Annotated in this window: 16 protein-coding genes and 2 tRNA genes; 11 read left to right on the top strand and 7 right to left on the bottom strand. The window is 69.8% G+C overall.

What is annotated here, in order from left to right; translation table 11 throughout:
* Nucleotides 1-138: 138 nt before the first annotated feature.
* Nucleotides 139-579 carry a VOC family protein gene (locus I5731_RS15545; RefSeq protein WP_197312322.1) on the bottom strand — a complete coding sequence of 147 codons (441 nt, stop codon included), beginning with the start codon at nucleotides 577-579 and terminating at the stop codon, nucleotides 139-141.
* Between the two features lie 299 nt (nucleotides 580-878).
* Between I5731_RS15545 and I5731_RS15540 the strand changes: the two genes are divergently transcribed.
* The 7 genes from I5731_RS15540 to I5731_RS15510 all read left to right on the top strand — a co-directional run bounded on the left by I5731_RS15540 (nucleotide 879) and on the right by I5731_RS15510 (nucleotide 11,872).
* Nucleotides 879-1,454 (top strand): cold-shock protein, encoded by a 576-nt coding sequence (locus I5731_RS15540; protein ID WP_197312321.1) that lies wholly within the window; start codon nucleotides 879-881, stop codon nucleotides 1,452-1,454.
* A gap of 401 nt (nucleotides 1,455-1,855) precedes the next feature.
* Entirely contained in the window at nucleotides 1,856-2,395 is a 540-nt protein-coding gene (locus I5731_RS15535; protein WP_235981835.1) for a DUF192 domain-containing protein, read from the top strand.
* Between the two features lie 122 nt (nucleotides 2,396-2,517).
* On the top strand, nucleotides 2,518-3,795 hold the full coding sequence (gene bcsN / locus I5731_RS15530; RefSeq protein ID WP_197312320.1) for a cellulose biosynthesis protein BcsN: 1,278 nt from the start codon (nucleotides 2,518-2,520) through the stop codon (nucleotides 3,793-3,795).
* A 76-nt stretch (nucleotides 3,796-3,871) separates the two neighbouring features.
* On the top strand, nucleotides 3,872-6,064 hold the full coding sequence (gene bcsA, locus I5731_RS15525) for a UDP-forming cellulose synthase catalytic subunit (RefSeq protein WP_197312319.1): 2,193 nt from the start codon (nucleotides 3,872-3,874) through the stop codon (nucleotides 6,062-6,064).
* Nucleotides 6,061-8,529: a cellulose biosynthesis cyclic di-GMP-binding regulatory protein BcsB gene (locus I5731_RS15520; protein WP_197312318.1), complete on the top strand. Its 2,469-nt coding sequence runs from the start codon at nucleotides 6,061-6,063 to the stop codon at nucleotides 8,527-8,529. The genes bcsA and I5731_RS15520 overlap by 4 nt, the downstream gene beginning before the upstream one ends.
* Complete coding sequence (locus I5731_RS15515; RefSeq protein ID WP_197312317.1) at nucleotides 8,526-9,578, top strand: glycosyl hydrolase family 8; 1,053 nt, start codon at nucleotides 8,526-8,528, stop codon at nucleotides 9,576-9,578. Before I5731_RS15520 ends, I5731_RS15515 begins: the two co-directional genes overlap by 4 nt.
* Nucleotides 9,575-11,872 (top strand): tetratricopeptide repeat protein, encoded by a 2,298-nt coding sequence (locus I5731_RS15510; protein WP_197312316.1) that lies wholly within the window; start codon nucleotides 9,575-9,577, stop codon nucleotides 11,870-11,872. The genes I5731_RS15515 and I5731_RS15510 overlap by 4 nt, the downstream gene beginning before the upstream one ends.
* Nucleotides 11,873-12,245: 373 nt before the next feature.
* Here the strand turns inward: I5731_RS15510 and I5731_RS15505 are convergent, their stop codons facing one another.
* The 5 genes from I5731_RS15505 to I5731_RS15485 form a co-directional block, all read right to left on the bottom strand.
* Nucleotides 12,246-12,401, bottom strand: a complete 156-nt coding sequence (locus tag I5731_RS15505; protein ID WP_197312315.1) for a hypothetical protein — start codon at nucleotides 12,399-12,401, stop codon at nucleotides 12,246-12,248.
* Nucleotides 12,402-12,570: 169 nt separating this feature from the next.
* A tRNA-Arg gene (locus tag I5731_RS15500) sits at nucleotides 12,571-12,647 on the bottom strand.
* Nucleotides 12,648-12,686: 39 nt separating this feature from the next.
* Nucleotides 12,687-12,992 (bottom strand): ETC complex I subunit, encoded by a 306-nt coding sequence (locus I5731_RS15495; RefSeq protein WP_197312314.1) that lies wholly within the window; start codon nucleotides 12,990-12,992, stop codon nucleotides 12,687-12,689.
* Nucleotides 12,993-13,040: 48 nt separating this feature from the next.
* Nucleotides 13,041-13,117, bottom strand: a tRNA-Pro gene (locus I5731_RS15490).
* A 123-nt stretch (nucleotides 13,118-13,240) separates the two neighbouring features.
* Nucleotides 13,241-13,726 (bottom strand): hypothetical protein, encoded by a 486-nt coding sequence (locus tag I5731_RS15485; protein WP_197312313.1) that lies wholly within the window; start codon nucleotides 13,724-13,726, stop codon nucleotides 13,241-13,243.
* A 437-nt stretch (nucleotides 13,727-14,163) separates the two neighbouring features.
* Between I5731_RS15485 and I5731_RS15480 the strand changes: the two genes are divergently transcribed.
* From I5731_RS15480 to I5731_RS15470, 3 genes are all read left to right on the top strand, one after another.
* On the top strand, nucleotides 14,164-15,567 hold the full coding sequence (locus I5731_RS15480; protein ID WP_197312312.1) for an alanine/glycine:cation symporter family protein: 1,404 nt from the start codon (nucleotides 14,164-14,166) through the stop codon (nucleotides 15,565-15,567).
* A gap of 191 nt (nucleotides 15,568-15,758) precedes the next feature.
* Nucleotides 15,759-16,829, top strand: a complete 1,071-nt coding sequence (locus I5731_RS15475) for a glycosyltransferase family 4 protein (protein ID WP_197312311.1) — start codon at nucleotides 15,759-15,761, stop codon at nucleotides 16,827-16,829.
* Nucleotides 16,830-16,882: 53 nt separating this feature from the next.
* On the top strand, nucleotides 16,883-18,031 hold the full coding sequence (locus I5731_RS15470; RefSeq protein WP_197312310.1) for a pyridoxal phosphate-dependent aminotransferase: 1,149 nt from the start codon (nucleotides 16,883-16,885) through the stop codon (nucleotides 18,029-18,031).
* Between the two features lie 99 nt (nucleotides 18,032-18,130).
* On the opposite strand, the gene I5731_RS15465 is transcribed toward I5731_RS15470, so the two are convergent.
* Complete coding sequence (locus tag I5731_RS15465) at nucleotides 18,131-20,821, bottom strand: Rne/Rng family ribonuclease (RefSeq protein ID WP_197312309.1); 2,691 nt, start codon at nucleotides 20,819-20,821, stop codon at nucleotides 18,131-18,133.
* An 895-nt stretch (nucleotides 20,822-21,716) separates the two neighbouring features.
* Here I5731_RS15465 and I5731_RS15460 point away from each other — a divergent pair.
* Nucleotides 21,717-22,979, top strand: coding sequence for an N-acetylmuramoyl-L-alanine amidase (locus I5731_RS15460; protein WP_235981834.1), 1,263 nt, complete (start codon nucleotides 21,717-21,719; stop codon nucleotides 22,977-22,979).
* The last annotated feature ends 68 nt before the right edge of the window (nucleotides 22,980-23,047 follow it).

Here is a 23,047-nt window from a genome sequence, read left to right as displayed (position 1 = left end):
CTTGGCCCTCGACTTGCCCGGCGAACGCGAAACGATCCGCAATACCGCGTAGCGGCATCGATGCGCCGCTCAGCAAAATCCCTGTCCTTCAACCGACCGCTGCGAGGCCCCCCGGCACCCGCAGCGGCAGGCCCGAACTTACCAGTGGCCGGTGTTGCCCATGCTCGCCCAGGGCTCGGCGATCTCCAGCGCGTCGCCCTTCTGCAGCAGTTCGATCGAGATGTTGTCCGGGCTGCGGACGAAGGCCATGCGGCCATCGCGCGGCGGGCGGTTGATGGTGACGCCGGCCGCCTGAAGTGCGGCACAGGTGGCGTAGATGTCGTCGACCTCATAGGCGAGATGGCCGAAATTGCGGCCTTCGCCGTAGGCTTCGGGGTCCCAGTTGAAGGTGAGCTCGACGAGGGGAGCCGCGCCGCGGCGCGCGCTGTCGACGTCCTCGGCGGCGGCGAGGAAGATCAGCGTGTAGCGGCCCTTCTCGCTTTCGGAGCGGCGGACCTCGACCATGCCGAGCTTGTTGCAGAAGAAGTCGAGCGACTGATCGATGTCGCTGATCCGGATCATGGTGTGCAGGTAGCGCATGTCGTCGTCCTCTTGACCGGTGCGGTTCGTCCCCGGTCCGACTTAGGCCCGACGACGGGCGCCGACAAGCGCCTTCCGGCCGCCGCGCCCTGGTGCCGGCCCGCGCGCGGCGTCGTGCTTTGTAGCCGGCAGCGGATCGGAAAAGCGGGTTTTCGGCGGGAAAACGCCGGCTTCCCGCCCGATGGGCTTGCGGGCGCATGGCATTTCGATGGTAAGATTCCATGAACGAGATTCGCTTCGCGCGGCTCGGCTGTCGTGTAGAGTACCCGGCGCGCCACGGGATGGAGGGGCCTTCGGTCATGTCAAAGTTCCAGGCGGATCATGGAGCCGTCGCGGTTTCGGCCGAAGACGCCGGCGTCGACGTGATCGAGGTCGCCGGAACCATCAAGTGGTTCGACGTGGGCAAGGGCTTCGGCTTCATCGTGCCCGACGACGACCTGCCCGACATTCTGCTGCACGTGACCTGCCTGCGCCGCGACGGCTTCCAGACCGCCTACGAGGGCTCTCGGATCGTCTGCGAAGTGCTGAACCGGCCGAAGGGCCTGCAGGCGCTGCGTATCATATCGATGGACGAATCCACCGCCGTGCATCCCTCGCAGATGCCGCCGTCGCGCGCCTTCGTGCAGGTGACGCCGACCAGCGGGCTCGAGCAGGTCGAGGTGAAGTGGTTCAATCGCGTGCGCGGCTTCGGCTTCGTCACCCGCGGCGAGGGCACCGAGGACATCTTCATCCACATGGAGACGCTGCGCCGCTACGGCATGGCGGAACTGCGGCCCGGCCAGTTCGTGCTGATCCGCTACGGCGACGGCCCGAAGGGCCTGATCGCCTCGGAAGTCCGCCCGCTCAACGCCGGCGGCGCGCCCTCGTCGCACTGACGGACCTGCTACTGGTCCAAGGATGGCGTGACCATCCCTCCCCCTTGTGGGGAGGGTGGCGAGCGCAGCGAGCCGGGAGGGGTAACGGCCCCTCCTCATCATGCGGCAGCGCTGCACCCTTCCCGACCCGGGCTTTCGGACGCGCCACCCCTGCGACGGAGCCAGCGGGTCTGCTCCGCAGCCCCACGAGGGGGTATATCTGCTTCGGCCATCGCCGGACGCGATGGCGCCGCGTTCACCCGCTGCTCTCGCCGATCTCTTTGCCATGCTCCCGACATCGATGCCGGGCGGAATGGTGTGCACCGGCGGCGCGTCGGGCTCGCCGGCTAGGCGCGACAATTCCTTTTCCGAGACCGGGTCGCCCGCTCCCGCCGGCCCGGTCCAGCACACCGGACGTTCAGATGATGTCACGTCACAGCTTGCTCGTCCGCGCCGCGGCCGTCGCCGCGTTGCTCGTCACCGGCTTTCCCGCCGCCATCGCGCCGCGCGCCCAGCCGGCCGCCGAGGCGCCGCCGCCGGCGGTGGAGCAGGAACTCTCACCGCTCGTGGTCGTGGCGCGGGGCGCCGAGCACCGGTTCGAGGTCGAACTCGTCGACACGCCGGAAACGCGCTCGGTCGGGCTGATGTACCGCCGGTCGCTCGCGCCCGACCGCGGCATGCTGTTCGACATGGAGCGGACCGGCGAGGCGTCGTTCTGGATGAAGGACACTTACGTCTCGCTCGACATCATCTTCATCGACATCGACGGCCGCGTCGTGCGCATCGCGGCCGACACCACGCCGCTGTCGGAGCGGCCGATCATGTCGGGCGCGCCGGTGCGATTCGTGCTCGAGCTGGTCGCGGGCACCGCGGCGGCGATCGGTCTGCAGCCCGGAGACGTGGTCCGGCATGACAGAATCGCCGAGATCTCCGCCGCCGAGGGCGCCGAAACCCTCCAGTAAGGATTTGTTAACCATATCGGACCTATCACGACCATGAGGTCCCGCAAGACGGATCGACGGACCTAAACTCCGCCGCGGATCGAGCACGAAATGCAAAGAGAGGCACAGACATGCCTCGCGTCATGCGTCGCGATCGGCGGGTTCACGGCAGGACGGGTGCTTCGGGCGCCTGGCTCTCCCTCGCTCTGATCTGCCTCACCATCGCCGGCTGCGCACAGTCGGGACGACTGGAAACCTCCTCCGTCAGCCGCATCGTCGGACCCGAGAACGCCCTCGTGCTGCCGCCGCCGGGCGGGCCCGCGGTGCTCGGCATCGTCGAGCGCACCTTCGCCAACGCGGTGCAGCAGGACATCTCGCTGTCGACGACGGCGCGCGCCGCCGGCCAGAACCTCATTCGCGTCCAGTTCTTCGGGCCGGTGGACGGCATGGCCGCCGGCGACACCCGGCTCGCCAACCGACCGCTCGGACAGTCGGATTTCGCAGCCGAGTTCCGCGAGCTGCTGCCCGGCGTGCCGATGAAGACCTCGCCCTATTACGTGCAGAACCGCTACGGCCCGTTCGGCTACGCCGTCGGCGTGTCGTCCGCCGGCGATCTCTGCCTCTACGCCTGGCAGCGCATCCGCGCGCCCGACATGTCCTCCACGCTGTTCAGCAAGCAGGGGACGATCCAGCTGCGCCTGCGGCTCTGCGAGGCCGGGGTGAGCGAGGAGACGCTGCTGTCGGTGATGTATGGGCTGTCGATCAACGCCTTCTTCAAGAGCGGCAGCTGGAACCCCTATGGCGATCCTCTGCCGCCGCCCGAAACCCTGGGCCGGCCCGGCGCGCCGATCTATCCGGGCGGGCAGGCGGGCTTCACGCCGGTGCTGACCGGCGTCGCCGCCGCGCCGCCCGCCGACAGCGCCCCGCGCGCCGCGGTGCGTCGGAGCGCAGCGCCGGCCGCACCGGTTGTCATGCCGGTCGTCCAGACGATCCCATCCCCCGATGCCGCGCCCGGCACCCGGCCGCTGGCGACCGCGCCGGTCGACCCGTCGATCTATGCGCCGGTGCCGTCGCCGGATGCCGCCGGCGCGGTCGCGGCGCCCCTGCCGCAGGCGGCGACCGACGCGGCGGAGCCCGCCGCACGCGCTCCGGCGCTCCAGCGAACCCTGGTGCCGGCTGGCCCGTCCGCGCGTCCCGCCGCCGCTCCGGCCGCGCCGCGGGTGGTGACGCCGCCGCCGCTCACGCCTTTGGCGCCCTCGGCACCAGCGTCGTCTTCGGCCGCGCCCGGCGCGCCGGCCGTCGCCGTGTTCCCGCGCGTGCCGTCGCCGTCGTCGGTGCTGCCGACGCCGCTCGGGCTTCCGGGCTGCCCGGACGGCGCGGCGCGCTCTGCCACCGGCGCGTGCCCCGCGGCGGCGAACTGAGAATGCGCGGGTCTTCAGGAAGCTTAAGCGTTCCGCGGACTAGAGTGCCGGCTTACGGCGACGAACTGAGGGGTCGATGCGCAAGCTGATCGTCATAGGGATCTGGCTGGTAATGTCGGTGGCCGTGATGGCCGTCGTCACGCTGCCGATCAACCTGCAGGCCCAGCTCATCGCGGGCGCCGCCGTGCTGTTCTCGATGATGCTGCTGAAGATGGTCCGTCCCGACGGCGTCTGGCGGCTGATCGCGCTCGCGCTCGGCACGGCGATCGTGCTGCGCTACGTCTACTGGCGCACCACCTCGACGCTGCCGCCGATCAACCAGCCCGAGGACTTCATCGTCGGGTTCCTGCTCTATCTCGCCGAAATCTACAGCGTCTTCATGCTGGCGCTGAGCCTGTTCGTCGTCGCCAACCCGCTGAAGCCGCGTCCGGCAGTGAAGCTGGTCGAGACCGACCTGCCCACCGTCGACGTCTTCATCCCGACCTACAACGAAGACCTGCCGCTGCTCGCCAACACCATGGCGGCGGCCAAGGGCATGGACTATCCGGCGGAGAAGGTCACCGTCTGGCTGCTCGACGACGGCGGCACCTGGCAGAAGCGCGGCTCCGACCGGGTCGAGGAGGCGCTGGCCGCCGAGCGGCGCCACGCCGACCTGCAGCGACTCTGCGCCGATCTCGGCGTCCGCTACCTCACGCGCGACCGCAACCTGCACGCCAAGGCGGGCAACCTCAACAACGGGCTCGAGCACTCGACCGGCGAACTCGTCGTCGTGTTCGATGCCGACCACGCGCCGGCGCGCGACTTCCTGAAGGAGACCGTCGGCTACTTCCGCGAGGATCCGCGCATCTTCCTGGTGCAGACGCCGCACTTCTTCCTCAACCCCGACCCGCTCGAGCGCAACCTGCGCACCTTTGAGAAGATGCCGTCCGAGAACGAGATGTTCTACGGCATCATCCAGCGCGGCCTCGACAAGTGGAACGCCTCGTTCTTCTGCGGCTCGGCCGCGGTGCTGCGCCGCAAGGCGCTGGAGGAGACCAACGGCTTCAGCGGCGTCAGCATCACCGAGGACTGCGAGACGGCGATCGAGCTGCACTCGCGCGGCTGGCACAGCGTCTACGTCGACCGCCCGCTGATCGCGGGCCTGCAGCCGGCGACGTTCGCGAGCTTCATCGGCCAGCGCAGCCGCTGGGCGCAGGGCATGATGCAGATCCTGCGGTTCCGATTCCCGCCGTTCAAGCGCGGTCTCTCGCCGGCGCAGCGGCTTTGCTACATGTCGTCGACGCTGTTCTGGCTGTTTCCGTTCGCGCGCACGATCTTCCTCGTCTCGCCGCTGTTCTACCTGTTCTTCGACCTCGAGATCTTCACCGCTTCCGGCGGCGAGTTCATGGCCTATACGCTGACGTACATGGTCGTGAACCTGATGATGCAGAACTATCTCTACGGGGCGTTCCGCTGGCCGTGGATTTCGGAGCTCTACGAGTACGTCCAGACGGTGCATCTGCTGCCGGCGGTCGTCTCGGTGATCCTCAACCCGCGCAAGCCGACCTTCAAGGTGACGGCGAAGGACGAATCGATCGATCGCAGCCGGCTGTCGGAGATCGGCACGCCGTTCTTCGTGATCTTCGCGATCCTCTGCGCCGGCGTGCTGATGACGATCTACCGGGTGATCACCGAGCCGTACAAGGCCGACGTCACCCTCGTCGTCGGCGCGTGGAACCTGCTCAACCTGCTGCTCGCCGGCTGCGCCCTCGGAGTCGTCTCCGAGCGCGGCGAGCCGCAGAGCAGCCGACGCGTGCAGGTGCGCCGGCGCTGCGAGTTCCTCTCGGGCGGCGAGTGGCTGCCGGCGACGATCGAGGACGTCTCGGTCAACGGCGCGCGCGTAATCGTGCACGGCCGCATCGCCGAGGACGTGCGGGTGCTGCACGAGACGCGCATCCGCTTCCGGCCGCATTCGGAGATCCCGACCAACGAGCTCCCGGTGACGGTGCGGAACCTGCAGGCGAGCCAGCAGGGGATGGCGATCGGCTGCCAGTACGACCCGAAGGGCCCCGATCATCACCGCCTGGTCTCGGACCTGATCTTCGCCAACTCCGCCCAGTGGACGGCGTTCCAGCTGTCGCGGCGCGTCAACCCGGGGCTGGTGCGCGGCACGCTGTGGTTCCTCTGGCTCGCCGCCTACCAGACCGGCCGCGGCCTCGTCTATCTCTTCAAGCGGCGCGGCCAGAACCCGGTGCCGGCGCCGGCCCCGGTCGTCGGGGTGCCGCGATGAGGCGCTGGCCGGCCCTCGTCGGATTGACGCTCCTCGGCGCGCTCAGCGTGCCGGGGAGCGTGCCGCTTTTCGCGCAGACGACGCCGTTCGACATGTCGCCCGAGCGCGAACGTCTGGAGATCCCGAACCGGCCGGCGCGGCCGCCGGCCCCAGCGGCAACGCCGGCGGCGCCCGCCGCCCCTGCGCCCGGCGCCTCGACGCCGGTCGCGCCCACGCCGACCGCCCCATCGCCAGACGCCCCGACGCCGGCCGCGGAAGCAGCGGAACCGGCCGTGCCCGCCGCGCCGGCCGCGCCGCGGATGACACGGCGCCCGCTGGTGCCGTTCGAGACGATGTCGCTGGCGGGCGAGACCGACGAGCGGGCGTGGGCGGTGACGTTGACGCAGGAGCAAGCCGCGTCGACCGCGCGGCTCAGCGTCGGCTTCCGCAATGCCGTCGTCGTCGCGCCCGAGATCTCGCGGCTCGAGGTGTTCATCAACGGCGAACTGGTGATCGACACGCCGGTCGGGATCTCCGACCGGACCGGCATCGTGACCGCTGACCTGCGCCCGGGCCTGCTGCGCGCAGGCACCAATCTCGTCCGCTTCCGCGCCGAGCAGCGCCATCGCACCGACTGCTCGATCCAGTCGACCTATGAACTCTGGACCGCGATCGACCAGTCGGCGACGTTCATCGCCTTCGAAGGCCCGGATGCCGGCCGGTTGCACCGGATCGGCGACATCGCGGCGCTCGGCGTCAACACCGCCGGCGTCACCAGCATCGAGATCGTGGTGCCCTCGCTCGGCCAGCCGACGATCACCGCGCCGATGATCCGGCTCGCCGAGGGCCTCGCGCTGATCGCCGGCATGCCGAACCAGGAGGTGCGGGTGCGCACCGGGGCACCCGACGCGCCGGTCGAAGGGCCGGGGCGGCTGTCGGTCGCGCTCGGCACGGCGCCGGAACTCGGCGCGGTGCTGGCGGCGCTACCGGACGGGGCGACGTCGCGTCCGCTGACCGGTTTCATCGACGATCCACGTCTCGGCGCCTCGACGCTCATCGTCACGGGCCCGACCTGGGACGCGGTGGAGATCGCCGTCGAGGGGATCGTCGGCACAGTCGACCGGACACCGGGCGCGGATCGTGCTGCACTTTCGATGCAGTCCGCACGCATGCCGGAGCCGCCGGTGATCGCCGCCGCGACCTCGCTGACGCTGGCCCAGCTCGGGGTTCGGACGCACGAATTCTCCGGACGGCGCTTCCGGACCGACTTCGCCTTCGGCCTGCCGGCCGACTTCTACGCCACCGCTTATGGCGAGGTGTCGCTGCTGCTCGACGCCGCCTATTCCTCGGAGGTGCTGCCCGGCAGCCACATCGACGTCTACGTCAACGACAACATCGCCGCGACGGTGCCGATCACCTCCGAGGGCGGGGCGATCCTGCGGCATCTGCCGATCTCGGTGACGATGCAGCACATGAAGCCCGGCGCCAACGTGATCACCCTCGAGGCGGTGCTGATGACGGCCGCCGACGCGGCCTGCCTGCCGGGTGCGACCGCGCTCGGCGACAGTCGCTTCGTGCTGTTCGACAGCAGCCAGCTCGACGTGCCGCGCTATGCCCGCATCGGCCAGGAGCCGAACCTCGCCGCGTTCGCCGGCATGGGCTTTCCCTACGACGCCGACGCGCAGGCGCTGCCGACGCTGATCGGCGGCGGCCAGCCGGAGACGCTGTCGGCGGCGGCGACGTTGTTTGCGCGGCTCTCGGTGGCCGCGGGGCGGCCGATCGCGATCAACCCGGTGATGTCGCCGGCGGGGATCGGCAACGGGCCGGCGCTGTTCATCGGCCCGATCAGCCAGATGCCGCCGGGCGTCCTCACCGCCGTCGGCCTGCCCGAAACGCTGCGCAGCGACTGGTCGTCGACGCCGCAGCGGCTGCCGACGCTGGACCAGGGCGGCACCGACACGCGCGAGAGCTTCGAGCGCTGGCGCGACCGGCTTGCCGAAGGCGGCTGGCGCGGGCAGGTGTCGTCGTTCGAGGACTGGCTCGTGCGCAACTTCGACATCTCGCTCGGCACGCTCCGCCTGATGCCCGGCGTGCAGACCGAGTTCACGCCCCCGGCGGGTGCGTCGCTGATCATCGCCCAGAATGCGGCGCCGGGCGGCGTCGGCGCGTGGACGGTGATCGCCGCGCCGTCCGAGGCGCAGCTCGACGAGGGCGTCCGCGCGGTCACCACGGCGGAGCGCTGGCGCCAGATCGACGGCAGCATCAGCACCTATCAGGCCGCGACGGGCACCCTCGAAAGCCGCGAGATAGGCGCCTTCCGCTTCCTCGAGACGCAGCCGCTCTCGATCGGCAACCTGCGCCTCGTGGCCGCCAACTGGCTGTCGGACAACATCCTCGCCTTCTCCGCGTTGCTGCTGCTGTCGTCGGTGCTGCTCGGGCTCTCCACGATCGTCCTGCTCAACACGCTCGGAAGGAAGTCGCCATGAGCCGCCCCGCCGCCGCGGCCCGCGTGCTGGCCCTCGCGCTCGGAGGCCTCATGTCGATCGTGCCGGCCGGCCATGCCGATACCGTGGCCGCGGCGGACTGGGCGGCCTATTCGAGCCGCTTCGTCGAGCCGGACGGCCGCGTCATCGACGACGGCAACGGCGGCATCAGTCACAGCGAAGGGCAGGGCTACGGGCTGATCCTCGCCGCGATGGCGGGCGACGAGGCCGGGTTCGACCGGATCTGGTCGTTCACGCAGACCAACCTGCTGCTGCGCGACGACGGCCTCGCGGTCTGGCGCTACGACCCGCGGTCGCGGCCGCCGGTCACCGACGTCAACAACGCCACCGACGGCGACATCCTGATCGCCTATGGCCTTTCGCTCGGCGCGGGCGCCTTCGAACGCCCCGACCTTGACACCGCCGCCGCCGGCATCGCGACGACGGTGGGCGCGACCATGCTGCGCCGCTACGAGGGGCGCACGCTGATGAAGCCCGGCGCCGCCGGCTTCTGGGAGCAGAACCGCCCCGACGCGCCGGTGGTGAACGTCTCCTACTGGGTGTTCGAGGCGCTGCCGGTGCTGGGCGAACTCGCCCCCGGCGCCGACTGGGACGGCCTCGCGCGGGCCGGCCTCGCGCTCGTGGCCGAGACCTCGATGGGGCCGCGCCACCTGCCGCCGGACTGGGCCTCGCTGAAGGGCCGGCCGCGGCCGGGGCAGGGGTTCCCGGCCGAATTCGGCTACAACGCCTTCCGCATTCCGCTCTATCTCGTCCGCGCCGGCATCACGGACCGCGCGTTGCTCGAGCCGTTCCGCCACGGCATGCGCGAGGCCGACGGCTCCGTCGCCGTCGTCGACATCGCCTCGGGCCGGGCGACCGCGAAGCTCGCCGATCCGGGCTATCGAATCATCCCGGCCCTCGTCGATTGTGTGCTCGACGGAACACGGCTGCCGGCGGACCTCGCGGAGTTCCAGCCGACGGCCTACTACCCGTCGACCCTGCATCTGCTCGCGCTCGCCTATCTCGCCGACCACCGTCCGGACTGCCGATGAAATCCGTCCTGCTCGCCCTCGCCGCACTCGGCACCGGCGCCGGAGCCTATGTGGCGCTCACCGGCGCCCATCTCGGCACGGCAGCGCCGGCGGCCGAGCACGACGTGATGCGGCCGCTGTCGTGGTCGCAGGGCGCGGCGCCGGTGGTGCGGACCAACTTCCGGCCGGCGGCCGGCGAGACCGGCATCGGGCACATCGACATCAATGCGCCGATCCGGATGGCGCAGGCCGCGCCCGCGCCCGCGCCGGCCCCGGTGGCGCCAGCGGCCCCGCCGGCCGCGGCCAACGGCGGCGCCGCGCCGGCGCGGCAGGTCGACGAGACTGCGTTGCGCTTCTTCGCCCGCCAGGGCGACACTCGCCGGCTGGAGGCCGAAGTCGCGCGGTTGCGCGCGCTCTATCCCGACTGGGTGCCGCCGGATGATTTCCTCTCGGTGCCGGCCGAGACCGATCCGCTGCTCGACGCGATGTGGCAGCTCTACGCCCAGAGCCGCTACGCCGAGCTGCGCAGCGCCATCGCGGAACGCCAGACCAGCGAGCCCGCCTGGACGCCGCCGCCCGACCTGCTCGATCGCCTCGCCGTCGCCGAGGCGCGCGTGCGCCTCGTCAATGCCTCCAACCTCAAGCAGTTCGATACGGTCGTCCGGCTGGCCGCGGAACATCCGAGCCTGCTGACCTGCGCCGAGGTCGACGTGCTGTGGCGCCTCGCCGAGGCTTTCGCCGGCACGGAGCGCATGCTGCGGGCGAAGGACACCTATCTCTACGTGCTCGATACCTGCCAGAACCCGTCGGAGCGCCTCGCGACGCTGCAGAAGGCGCTGCCGCTGCTGCCGCGCGCCGATCTCGACGAGTTGCTGGCGCGCGAGCGCACCAGCCCCGACGGCGAGCCGGAGTTCGCCGCCGTGCGCGACGATCTCGCCCGCCAGAGCGTCGCCACCGGCAGCGAACAGGCCGACGCGGTGATCGCGCCCGACGACGTCGCCAAGGTCGAGGACCTCGCCCGCACCGGCGACACCGCCTCCGATCCGCTGCTGCTCGGCTGGTATCGGCTGCTGCGCGGCAACGCGCGCGAGGCGGAGCGCTGGTTCCGCCTGTCGCGTGACCGCGAGAACAGCGCGGAAGCCTCCCAGGGGTTGGCGCTCGCCCTCGTCGAACTCGATCGGCCGGGCGAGGCGGAAGCCGTCGTCTACGACTGGCGCGAGACCTCCGACGAGATCCGCGCCGTCTACCACGCCGCCATGATCAACCTGCTCGCGGTGGAGCCGCCGGTGGCGATCGAGCCTTCGGTGCTGGCGCGCATCGTCGGCGAGATCGCCGAGACGCGCGACCCGACCGCCGGCCAGCAGCTCGGCTGGTATGCCGAAGCGATCGGCCAGACCGAGACGGCGGCCGAGTGGTTCCTGACCACGCTCTACTGGAAGCCGGACGAGGAGCGCGCGGCCTACGGCCTCGCCATCGTCCGCTCGCGGCTCGGCGATGAGGCCGGCGTCGCCGAGGTGCAGCGGCTCTGGTCCGGGCGCTCCGAGCGGATCGCACGGCTCGGCGAGCCGGAGACCGAGCGGACCCGCCGCCTCGGCGCGGTGCCGCCGCCGGATGGGACCGTCGCCGCCGAGCCCTCGCCGTCCGTTGCCGTGCAGCCGCGCGTCGCCGAGACGGCCCGCCCCGCCGTCGCCGCCGTGCGCCCGGCGCCGCGCGAAGAGCAGCGTCCGCCGCGACAGGTGGCGGCGGAGGCCGCGGCACCGGCCCGCCGGGCCGAGCGGCCGGCGGCCGGCAGAACGCCGCGCGGTTGCAGCACGGGCTTCGTCGCGCCGGATTCGCTCGCGCCCGCGGCGGCGCTGACGCGCGGCTGGTGCCTGATGGAGCTGAACCGGCCGATGGAAGCGGCCGCCGCCTTCGCGGCCGCCCTGCGCGGCGGGTCGGAGGAGACGCGGCGGGACGCCGCCTATGGACAGAGCCTCGCCTACCTTCGGCTCGGCCTCGCCGACCAGGCGGCCGTCGCCGCGACGCAGGCGCCGCAGTCGCAGCAGCGCGTCGGCGAACTCAACGCCGCGCTCCTGGCGCAGCGCGCCACCTCGGCCTTCGAGGCCGGCCGCTATGTCGAGACGATCCTCGCCCTCGACGAACGCAGCCGCATCGTGCCCGAGCAGAACGACCTGATGACGCTGCGCGGCTACGCCTACATGGGCCTGCGCCGCTACGGCGACGCCAGGCGCATCTTCGAGGCCGCCGCCGCCACCGGCCACCGCGACGCCATGCGCGGCCTCGCCGCGGTGGACGCGGCGAAGCGGCGGTACTGAGCCGGCAAAGGCCGGGCAGGGCGGGGGGGATTTATGGGAAATCCAGACGCCGGGCAGGGCCAGCGACGCGAACGGATACTGATAACGTAGCCGGCTAATGATCTAGACCGGTCAGGGATCCACGAGGCCGTCGCCTCGGCTTTTCCCTCGCCCTTCGAGACAGCCGCTGCGCGGCTTCCTCAGGATGAGGAAAAAGGATAAACGTTTGAAAAATTGAGAAAACTCTCGCAGGCCTCATCCTGAGGAGGCCCGGAACGGGCCGTCTCGAAGGGCGAGGTCGGGTGCGCCGGCGCGCGTCACGCTGCTGCACCAATGATAAAGGAATCCTGGCGAGCTATCGAACGGGCTGCCGGCTACACCAGCCGCACAGACCTCACTTCGCGATCGAGCGCTCACCGAAATCGGGCAGGAACGGCTGCACCGGGATGTGGGGGGCGTTGCCGCCGATCTCGTGCGCGCCGTCGAGCATGCCCTTGAGCACCGACCAGGCGAGCACGGCGAGCGGGATGGCGAACAGGAATTCCATCATGACAGCGGTCCCCTTGGCTGGCGCGCCGCAGCGCGTCTTGTTCCTTGGGACCAAAGCTAGCGTGGAGAGTTTGAAGACGCGTTCGGCGAAACGATCGAATTTTATCGAATGCCGAATCAGTTGCGCGGCCCCGATGCAGGGACGGGGAAACGGTACGTGGACAAAGAATTGGCGGCCCCGGCAGGGCTCGAACCTGCGACCTGCCGCTTAGAAGGCGGCTGCTCTATCCAGCTGAGCTACGGGGTCCTGAGGATGCCGCGCGGCCGCGCCAAGGCGGCGGCCGGGTCAGTGCGTCCAGGTTTCCTTGCGGTTGAACTTGAAGTTGTCCGAATAGGAGACGCGCTTTTGCGTGCGTTCCTTCGGCTCGAGTACCCGGTAGGGGATGCCGTTGCGCTCGCAATAGGCGATGGCGTCCTCGGCGGTGTCGAAGAACAGCCGCAGCTGCTGCTTCATGTCGGCCGAGGAGGTCCAGCCCATCAGCGGCTCGACGGTGCGCGGCACTTCCGGATCGTAGTCCAGGGCCCAGCGGTTGGTCTTGGCCTGACCGGACTGCATCGCGGTCTTGGCGGGCTTGTAAATTCGGGCCGTCATGGTGCTCGACAACTCCTCGCTCGGTGAGGGGCGCCGCACCCGGATCGGTGGTCGGGGCAGCAAGATTCGAACTTGCGGCCCCCTGCTCCCAAAGCAGGTGCTCTACCAGGCTGAGCTATGCCCCGACCGAGCGATCCGACGGCGTTCACCCGCGGATTTCTATCGGCTTCGGCCGGGCTCCGCAAGCAACGCCGTGGGCCCGGCGCAGATGCCGTGTACGGGCACCGGCGCCGGGTGGGAAGCGCGGGTCAGAGCGGGCTGGCGATGGGGAGCAGCGAGGCGCGGACCGTGACGTTGCAGTTCGGAAGGCCGAGGTTGCGCACGGCGCCGGTGATGGTGATCGTCACCGTCGACGGCGTGATCGCGGCGGGCGAGATTGACAGCGTCTGCGACGGCGTCGTCGTCGAATAGCGGATGCCGTAGGCGACGCCCTGGATCGTCACGCTGCCGGTGCGCAGGCTCTTGTCGGTGTCGGCCGGGCCGCTGGCGATGATGAAGGCGCCGTGCGGGCCAAAAGCAACGAGCACCTCGTCGACCGGCAGACCGAAGCTCGGCCGGTACTCGACATCGAAGCTTTCGCCGATGTCGTACTCGGCGACACAGGCCGGATTGGTGCTGCGATTCGTCACCACGGCGGTGCCGCGCCACAGCGTCGCCGCCGAGGCCTCGTGCGCGCAGAGCAGGGCGGTCGCTGCGACGGCAATGCTGGAGATCTTGAGACGTGAGAATGTCATGAGTTGAATTCCAGAAACGAATACATGGCCCGCTGTCCTCCCGCCATGAACTGGTCGGGGTCAGCAGTGTTTCTCTATCATTTGATTATTTTCTCGGCAAAGAAATTCCATTTTGCGTTGCAGCAACCATTTTTGCCGTGAGATCAGGCGTGATATGACAACTTGAAGATCCAAGTTGATCCGGCGATTGCGTTGTGTCGCACCCGACGCATTACCGGTTGCGGCCGCCGGCCGTGCGCAGCAGGTAATTTCTGCTTGCCATATCGCGGTGAAGATTGTCCGATAAACTACGGATATGCCCGACCTCGGAGCCGACCGAGGCCCCTCGATCCTGCAGGCGCCGTCCGTGCACGTCACGGTGGCGACGTCAGGACCCGGGGGACAGACCGTCGGTGAGGGTGCATCCGCCTGTCGCACGCAAGAGGCGCGAGGTCGCAATGGATCCCATCATCGATTTCCTGAACACCATCTTCTGGGGCTATGTCCTCATCTACGGACTGCTCGCCGTCGGCATCTTCTTCACGCTGCGGCTCGGCTTCCTGCAGATCGTCCATTTCCCCGAAATGTTCCGGGCCGTGATCGGCTCCAAGCAGGGTGACCGCTCGGGCATCACGCCGTTCCAGGCGCTCTGTACCAGCCTCGCCTCGCGCGTCGGCACCGGCAATCTCGCCGGCGTCGCGGTGGCGCTCTACCTCGGCGGCCCCGGCGCGATCTTCTGGATGTGGATGGTGGCGCTCGTCGGCATGGCGACGGCCTATTCCGAAAGCGCGCTGGCGCAGCTCTACAAGACGCGGGACGAGGAGGGGCGCTATCGCGGCGGCCCGGCGTTCTACATCGCCAAGGGCCTGAAAGCGCCGTGGGCCGGCGCCGTGTTCTCGGTCTGCCTGATCATCGCCTTTGGCCTGGTGTTCAACGCGGTGCAGGCGAACTCGATCGCCGACGCGATGGAAGGCGCCTTCGGCCTGCCGAAGATCGGCGTCGGCATCGCGCTCGCGGCGCTCGCCGGCGTCGTCATCTTCGGCGGCATCCGGACGATCGCCCGCGTCGCCGAGATCGTCGTGCCGTTCATGGCGGTGATCTATCTGCTGATGGCGCTCTACGTCGTCGTCACTCACCTCAGCGAGGTGCCGGCGGTGCTGTCGCTGATCATCTCCAGCGCCTTCGGCCTCGACGCCGCCGGCGGCGGCATCGCCGCGGCGATGCTGAACGGCGTCAAGCGCGGCCTGTTCTCCAACGAGGCGGGCATGGGCTCGGCGCCGAACATCGCCGCCGTCGCGACGCCCGACCCGCACCATCCCTCGTCGCAGGGCTTCGTGCAGGCGCTCGGCGTCTTCATCGACACGCTGCTGATCTGCACCGCGACCGCGATCATGATCCTGCTCTCGGGCGTCATGGGCCCCGAATCGCAGCTCACCGGCACGCCGCTCACCCAGGAGGCGATGGTCGCGCACATCGGCGAGGCGGGGCGCTACTTCATCGCCGTCGCGATCCTGTTCTTCGCCTTCACCTCGATCATCGGCAACTACTCCTACGCCGAGAACGCCATGATCTTCCTCGGCATCGGCAACCGCGTCGGCATGACCGTGCTGCGCACCGCGGTGCTGCTGATGGTGGTGTGGGGGGCGTATGAGAGCGTCGCGACGGTGTTCAACGCGGCGGACGCCGCCATGGGCCTGATGGCGACGATCAACCTGATCGCCATCGTGCTCTTGTCGGGCGTCGTCGCCAAGCTGACGCGGGACTACGTCGCCCAGCGCAAGACCGGCGAGCCGCGCTTCGACGCGAGCGCCTATCCGGAACTCGCCGGCGAGATCGACCAGACGATCTGGTCGCGCCGCTGACGGCGAGACATCGAGAGGGAAGGCGGCGGCCGGCGCTGCCGCCTTTCCCGCGCCGCGAACGCCGCGGAAACGGGCGAGGGCGGGTGATCCGTGCGCGAGGGGTTCTTGCCCGGGCGGGATCCGGGTAAAGGATCGAAGGCTCAGGCCCGACTCAGGCCCGGCTCGGGGCCAGCGTCGAGGTTCGATTGCGGATGACGACCCAGACCAGGATCCATTGCTACGCCGCCAACGCCAAGAGCATCTACATCCCGCAGATCTTTCGCGAAATCACCGACCGCTACGCGCCGGTGCTCGGCAAGGACGCCTGGCCGGTGAAGGCGATCAAACGGCTCCGCCGCGGCGAAGACGTGCTCATCCACATCCACTGGGAAGAATTCATCCTCAGCGGATGCACGACGCCCGAGGATGCGCACGCGGCGGCGGGCCGGTTCGAGGCGCAGATGCGGGCGTTCCGCGACCTCGGCGGCAAGACCGCCTGGACGGTGCACAACCTCCTCCCGCACAACATGCTCCACATCGAAGCCTTCCTGCGGATCCGCCGCTTCCTCGCCGGCTTCAGCGACGCCGTGCTGGTTCACAACGCCTGCGCCGTGCCGATGCTCGCCGGTCAGGTCGAACTCGATCCTGCCAAGGTGCACGTCGTGCCGTGCCCGGCCTTTACCGGCTGGTACGAGACGAAGGCCGAGGCCGAAGCGTCGATCGGTGCGGCCGCGGACCGGACCCTGCTCTGCTTCGGCGCCGTCCGGCGGCAGAAAGGTTTCGGGCGGCTCATCGACATGCTGCCGGCGGACTATCTCGCGGACCGCGGCGCCACCATCCGCGTCAGTGGCGCGGGGCCGGAGGCGGACCTCGTGCGCAGCGCGCACGCGCACCGCGGCGACGTCGCCTGGGATCTGCGTTATGTGCCGACCGAAGAGGTGCCCGGGCTGATCCGCGGCTCGGCCTGTGTCGTGCTGCCTTACGAGGTCTTCCTCACCTCCGGTATGGCACTTCTCGTGATGAGCGTCGGTGGCCTGCTGGTCGCCGCGGACGCGCCGCAGTTCCGCGAGATCCTGCCCGAGGAGAGCACGCGCTTCCTCTACCGCGGCGACGACGCGTCGGATTTGCAGCGCGTGATCGACGAGGTGCTGGCGCTCGCGCCGGCCGAGCGCGCGGCGATCTGCCGGGCGAACTACGAGGCGGCGCAGCGCTTCGACCCGAAGCTGATCGGCGATAAGCTCGACGCCTGCTACAGAGGGCTCGGCGCGCGCGCCGCCGCCTGACCCGGGCCGCCGCCGGCCCGACCTGACGGTTCCCAATCTTGCGAGGCCATCCGATGCTTTCGAAACGCAGCGCCGTCGAGCCGTTCCGGGCGATGGACGTGATGTCCGCCGCCTTTGCGCTCGAGCGACAGGGGCGCAGCATCATCCACATGGAGGTCGGCGAGCCGGGGGCGCCGACGCCGCGGGTGGTGCGCGAGGCGGCGATGGCGGCGATCGCGTCCGGCCGCGTCCGCTATACCGAGGCGCTCGGCACGCCGGCGCTGCGCGCGCGCATCGCCACCCACTACGCCGAGCGCTACGGCGTCGCGGTGTCGCCCGAGCGCGTCGTGGTCGCCACCGGCTCGTCGGCGGCGTTCAACCTCGCCTTTCTCGCCTTCTTCGATCCCGGCGACCGCATCGGCATGCCGACGCCGGGCTACCCAGCCTATCGCAACATCCTCGCCGCCCTCGGGCTCGAGGTGGTGGAGATCCCGACCGGGCCGGAGACGCGCTGGGCGGTGACGCCGGAGATGCTGGCCGAGATCCAGCGCGACCGGCCACTGAAGGGCCTGATCGTCGCGAGTCCGGCCAACCCGAGCGGCACGATGATCCAGCCGCCCGCGCTGAAGGCGCTGGTCGAATCCTGCGACGCGCTCGGCATCCGGCTGATCATGGACGAGATCTACCACGGCCTCGTCTATGGCGGCGAAACCGCGACGGCGCTGGCGTTCACCGAGCAGGCGGTGGTCGTCAACAGCTTCTCGAAATACTACTGCATGACAGGCTGGCGCGTCGGCTGGATGGTGGTGCCGCAGCCGGCGGTGCGCGCGATCGAATGCATCGCGCAGAACCTGTCGATCTCGGTCAATTCGCTGTCGCAGACCGCGGCGCTCGCCGCCTTCGACGCGGTGGACGAGCTGGAGCTGGTGAAAGCCGGCTATGCCGCCAACCGCGAGCTGCTGCTGCGCCGGCTGCCGGAGGCGGGGCTCGACGACGTGCTGCCCGTCGACGGCGCCTTCTACATTTACGCCAACGTCCGCAAGTTCACCAACGACAGCATGGACTTCGCCCGCCGGATGCTGACCGAGGCCGGCGTCGCCACCACGCCCGGCCTCGACTTCGACCCCGCCCGCGGCGCCGGCTACATCCGCCTGTCCTTCGCCGGCACCACGCCGGAGATGGACGAAGCCGTGACGCGCATCGCGGGGTGGATCGGGCGGTAGGGGGGAGCGCCGGTTCAGCATCCGGCCAAACGAAAACGGGCGCCGCGAGGGCGCCCGTTCTGTTGATCCTGCATGGCCGCCTGGGCCGGGGTCGCTCGCTCAGAAGAACGAGCGGCGCTGCCACCAGCCGCCGCGCTTGGGGGCGTCGTCGGGCTCGGGGGTCGGCTCGAGCACGAAGGGCTTGCGCTCCGGCGCCGTGGTCTCGGTTGCTGCTTCGGTGGTGGCCTCGTCCGGCGACGCGGCTTCGTCCACTTCGGTCGCCGCCTCGTCCGCCGGCATCGCCGCGACCTCTTCCGCCGGCGCCGCGATCTCGGTCGCCGTGTCGACGGTTTCGGCTTCGGCCGCGATCTCGCCGGTCTCGGCGTGCTCGATCACGTCCTGCGGATCGTCGGACGTGGTCGGCGACTCCTCGTCGGCGTCGAGCTCGGCGGTGTCGAGGGGCGGCTCGCCGCCCGGCACCGGGTCGAGCAGCGGCTCCTCCATCTCGGCGACGTCGAACACCGGGACGTCCCGGGCGAACATCGGCTCGCCGGTCGCCTCGTCGGCGTCGCCGCCCTCGCGGGCCTCGCTGCCGTTCCGGCGGCGGCCGCCGCGGCGGCCGCGACGGCGGCCACGGGGACGACCGGACTCCTCGCCCTGGTCCTCGTCGCCACCCGGCGCGTCCTCACCGTCGGCGTCAGCGTCGGCGTCGGTCGCCTCGCCGGAGACGACCTGCGTCTCGCGGCCGTCGCTCTCGCCGTTGTCGACGTTGTCGCCGTTCTCGGCGTCGTTGTCGTCGTCATCGTCCTCGTCGTCATCGCCGGACGAGCCGTTCTCGGTCGCCTGTGCCGACGAGCCGTTTTCGCCCGACCGCCGCCGCCGGCGACGGCGCCGACGCTTGCGGCCCTGGCCGTCGCCGTCGCCGTTCCGCTCCTCGCCGCCGCTCCGCGTCTCCGTCTCGGCCTGGGCCTCGGTCTCGACCTCGGCCTCCTCCTCGACGATGTCGTCGTCCTCGTCGACGGGGAGAATCGTGTCGGGCTGGATCTGGATCGGCGCGGGCAGGGGGTTGGCGATGATCTCGCCGCGCTCCAGCACGTAGTGCTGGCTGCTCAGGTGCTCGTCGGCGCTGATCGTGATCGAGAGACCGAAGCGGACCTCGAGTTCGCCGAGGTGGCGGCGCTTCTGGTTGAGGATGTAGAGCGCCACCGCGGTGCGGGTGCGCAGCGTGAGGTGGTGCGTGACGCCCTTCAGCAGCTGGTCCTCGAGCGAGCGCAGCACGTGCAGCGCGACGCTGTCGGTCGAGCGGACGATACCGGCGCCGAGGCAGTGCGGGCAGACCTCGGTCGAGCCTTCCAGCACGCCGGTGCGGATGCGCTGGCGGCTCATCTCGAGCAGGCCGAAGTGCGAGATGCGGCCGACCTGGATGCGGGCGCGGTCGTCCTTCAGGCAGTCCTTGAGCTTGCGCTCGACGCCCTTGTTGTTGCGCGCCTCTTCCATGTCGATGAAGTCGATGACGATGAGGCCGGCGAGATCGCGCAGGCGCAGCTGGCGCGCCACCTCTTCCGCCGCTTCCATGTTGGTCTGGAACGCGGTGTCCTCGATGTTGTGCTCGCGGGTCGAGCGGCCCGAGTTGACGTCGATCGAGACCAGCGCCTCGGTCTGGTTGATGACGATGTAGCCGCCCGAGCGCAGGGTGACCTGCGGCGAGAACATCGCGTCGAGCTGCGGCTCGACGCCGAAGCGGGCGAAGATCGGCGCGCTGTCGCGGTACGGCTGCACGTTGCGCGCATGGCTCGGCATGAGCATGCGCATGAAGTCCTTCGCCTCGCGATAGGCGTCGTCGCCGGCGACGAGAACCTCGTCGATGTCCTTGTTGTAAAGGTCGCGGATCGAGCGCTTGACCAGCGAGCCTTCCTCATAGACGAGCGTCGGCGCCGCCGACTTCAGCGTCAGGTCGCGGACGTTCTCCCAGAGGCGGAGCAGGTACTCGAAGTCGCGCTTGATCTCGGCCTTGGTGCGGCTGGCACCGGCCGTGCGCAGGATGATGCCCATGCCCTCGGGCACCTCGAGCTCCTGGGCGACTTCCTTGAGGCGCTTGCGGTCGGCGACGTTGGTGATTTTTCGCGAGATGCCGCCACCGCGACCGGTGTTGGGCATCAGCACCGAATAGCGGCCGGCGAGCGACAGGTACGTGGTGAGCGCCGCACCCTTGTTGCCGCGCTCCTCCTTGACGACCTGCACCAGCAGCACCTGGCGGCGCTTGATGACTTCCTGGATCTTGTAGTTGCGCAGGCGCGGCTTCTGGCGGCGCTCGGGCACCTCCTCGAGCGCGTCTTCCGCGCCGACCGATTCGACGTGGTCCTCGTCGTCGGCGTGGTCGGGGATCTGCTCGACGTTGCCGTTCGGACGATCCTCGCCGTCGCCCTCGGTGGTCGCGGCCTCGCTCACCGACGGCGAGTCGGCCTTCTCGGTGCGCTCACGCGCCTTGCGGCGCGGGGACGGGCGCTCGAAGTCCTCGTGCGGCTCGTCGGCCTCGGCGTCGATCAGCGCCTGCCGGTCGGCGACGGGGATCTGGTAGTAGTCGGGGTGAATCTCGGAGAAGGCGAGGAAGCCGTGGCGGTTGCCGCCGTACTCGACGAACGCCGCCTGCAGCGACGGTTCGACCCGGGTCACTTTGGCGAGGTAGATGTTCCCCCGCAGCTGCTTGCGGTTCGCGGACTCGAAATCGAACTCCTCGACCCGCGATCCGCGCACCACCACGACCCGGGTCTCCTCCGGGTGGGTGGAATCGATAAGCATCTTGTTTGGCATGAAGAAAAATCTCCGCGGCGCGCGCGGCCGGCGCCGGTCCTCGGACCGGCGGGCTGGGCCGTCGCGCGGCCGTCGATGTCTGAATGGATGGGAATGACAGACCGGAACGGGCGGAGGCTCTCGCCGGGGCAAAGCGACAGACGGGCTGGCCGTCCCGTCGCCACCGATCCCGTCGATGTAATAAGCCCCGCGTTCGCCACGTTGTTCTTGTCCGTCGGTCTCGTACGCCCACCGCAAACGCGGCCGGCGAAAACTGTCAAAGTCGGGACCCGGCACTGATGCCGCTGGTTCCTTCCCTCAAACGGTTCGAACCCTGCCGTCTTCGGGAAACCCGACCACTCGCGTTCTGGTCCGGTGGGTCGGCGTCGGCGGTTCGAGCGACCGCTGTCCAATGCCGCACCACAAGCTTCGCGCTGCGCCGGTCCGGCTGCATCCACCTGGTTCGAAGGCGGAAGCCGGACGGCACAGGGAACCGAGATCCCTCGATGGCAGCGATTGCCGCGGCTGTCGCCTCGACGCCCGGGCCGCAATGTCGCGTTCCGGACGACCAGAAAGGCGCCTGTCAGCCGCGATGAAGGCGCGCGGCAAAACAGGCCGCTGGCGGACGGCAGTACGAACGCTTGCGACATTCCGGGAGAAGGACGGGCGCTCGGAACCACACACGATGCCGAATTCGGACTCGGTCTCCTATGAAACCTTTTAAGGACTGGAGCATGGCTTTGCAAGATACTCGGCTGGTTCGATTTACGGCTGCGCCGGCTGCCTTTTCGAAAGATGCGGGGACATCTGTTGTCGCGGCGCCACGGCGGCGTCGCTTTCGTCAACGAAGGGTTAACCAAGCTCGGGTAGGCGTTTATAACGGCCTGACGATCCGAGACGCCCGGAGATCCGGACGATGCCCTTCGACATGCCCGGTTGCCGGGTGGCCCTGCTGCTCGCCGCCTTCGGCGCCGCTCTTTTCGGCGCGGGGCCGGTCTTCGCCGTCGGCTCGGGCGAGGCGAGCCCCGACGTGATCGCCAAGTCCCCGCCCGTCGCCAGCGGCGCGCGGGTCGCCGGTGACGCCGACCGCACCCGCTTCGTGCTCGATCTGTCGCAAGGCGTCGAGATCGCCGCCTTCGCCCTCGCCGATCCCTACCGCGTCGTCATCGACCTGCCGGAAGTCCGCTTCGACCTGCCGCGCGACGCCGGCGTCGTCGGCCGCGGCGTCGTTTCGGGCTTCCGCTACGGCCTGATCGGGCGCGGCAAGTCGCGCATCGTCGTCGATGCGACCGGGCCGGTGGCGATCGACCGGGCCTTCGTGCTGCCGGCGGTCGAGGACCAGCCGGCGCGGCTCGTGCTCGACCTCGTCGGCACCACCCGCGAGGCGTTCCTCGCCGAGCAGTCGCGCACCAGCGTCGCGCGCCGGGCCCTCGCCGAAGTCGAGGTCGGCAAGGGCGACCGGCTGCCGACGACGACGAACCCGCGCGCCAAGCCCCTCGTGGTGCTCGACGCCGGCCACGGCGGCATCGATTCCGGCACCATTGCGGTGAGCGGTCTCGCCGAGAAGGAACTCGTGCTCACCTTCGCGCGGGATCTCAAGGCGCGGCTGGAGAAGTCGGGGCGGGTCGACGTGCTGATGACCCGCGACGACGACAGTTTCATCAGCCTCGGCGAGCGGGTGCGCATCGCCCGCGACCACCGCGCCGACATTCTCGTCTCGATCCACGCCGATTCGACGCAAGAGGATTTCGTCCGCGGCGCGACGGTCTATACGCTGTCGGAGCAGGCGTCCGACCGCGACGCGGCCCGGCTCGCCGCCAAGGAAAACTCGTCCGACGCCATCGCCGGGCTCGACCTCACGGCCGAAAGCGGCGAGGTCGGCGACATCCTGATCGATCTCGCCCGCCGCGAGACGAAGACCTTTTCCCACGTCGTGGCGCGCGAACTCGTCTCGGAGCTCTCGGCGTCGACCCGAATGATCCGCAACCCGCACCGTTCGGCGGGCTTTCAGGTGCTGCGGGCGCCGGACGTTCCGTCGGTGCTGCTCGAACTCGGCTACCTTTCCAACGCCCAGGACGAGAAGCTGCTGACCGACGGGGAATGGCGCGATCGCGTCTCGGACGCCGTCGCCCGCGCCGTGCTGCGCTTCGTCGGCCAGAAGTACGTGGCCGGCCCCTGACGGGGCGAGGGCCGGAAAAAACATTGCGGGCAGGGTGGTTGATCGACTGCGAGAGTCGTTCGGTTGTG

Origin of the sequence: Methylobrevis albus (assembly GCF_015904235.1) — a bacterium.
Taxonomy (GTDB): domain Bacteria; phylum Pseudomonadota; class Alphaproteobacteria; order Rhizobiales; family Pleomorphomonadaceae; genus Methylobrevis_A; species Methylobrevis_A albus.
The sequence above is the reverse complement of the archived record's forward strand: the minus strand, read 5'-3'. Positions and strand labels throughout refer to the sequence as shown.